The following is an 810-nucleotide window of genomic DNA, read 5'->3' on the forward strand; positions in this document are numbered from 1 at the left end:
GATTCGGCGGGCGGCCAACTCGCCGTCGCGACCTCGTTGGGCGCGCTCGCACATCGCTCCCCGCCGCCCGATGGCATGTTACTCATGTCCCCCGTCGTCGATCTGACGTGCCAGCTGGCGATGGCACGTGAAACTCGCCGCCGCGATCCTTTCGCATCGGCCCGGTCCGCAACGCGTGCGCTCAGCCTCTATGTAGGCGATGCCCACCCGACCGACCCCCGCGTCAATGTCCTCGCCGCAGATCTCACCGGCTTGCCGCCGACATTGATCCAGGTCGGTGGAAGGGAGATGCTGCTCGACGACTCCCGTCAACTCGCCGAGCGCATGCGCGCCGCAGGAGCATCCGTGCGGCTTCAGGTGTTTCGCGGCCAGATTCACGTGTTCCAAGCCCTGTTTCGACTCTTGCCCGAGGCGCGTCACGCTTTGCACCTCAGCGGAGCGTTTCTCACAGACAGGGCCGAAGACACGTTTCCTTGACGCACGGGCCGAACGCAGGCAGGCGGCTAGCGCGCAGCAACCGCTTTTGTCACGCCCCACCGCGAAGGACCCGTTTGACAAACAGGGCAATTATGTATAACTATTAACATTGGTGGCCCAACTGTAAACAGCTGGTCGATCCTCCATCCCACGACGACCACAGGCCGGGGAGCGACAATGGTTAACCCGCTACACGCACCCGTCGATAAAGCCCGGGAACGGTTATCTTCGGTCATCTTGATTCCCGCGCCGCAACGGGTGGACGACGGACTTCGCCGGTGGAGTCGGCGGTGGCCAGTGCGTGAACTAGCCGCGCCCCCGGCCGGAAGCGGA

Annotated in this window: 1 protein-coding gene and 1 pseudogene; both read left to right on the forward strand. The window is 64.1% G+C overall.

What is annotated here, in order from left to right:
* Window positions 1-477: alpha/beta hydrolase fold domain-containing protein (locus tag FPZ47_RS27705; protein ID WP_136244909.1), on the forward strand; the 477-nt coding region annotated here is incomplete at its 5' end.
* 177 nt (window positions 478-654) lie between these two features.
* Window positions 655-810, forward strand: a pseudogene (locus tag FPZ47_RS30090) (cytochrome P450); the annotation flags it as partial.

Origin of the sequence: Mycobacterium helveticum (assembly GCF_007714205.1) — a bacterium.
Classification (GTDB): domain Bacteria; phylum Actinomycetota; class Actinomycetes; order Mycobacteriales; family Mycobacteriaceae; genus Mycobacterium; species Mycobacterium helveticum.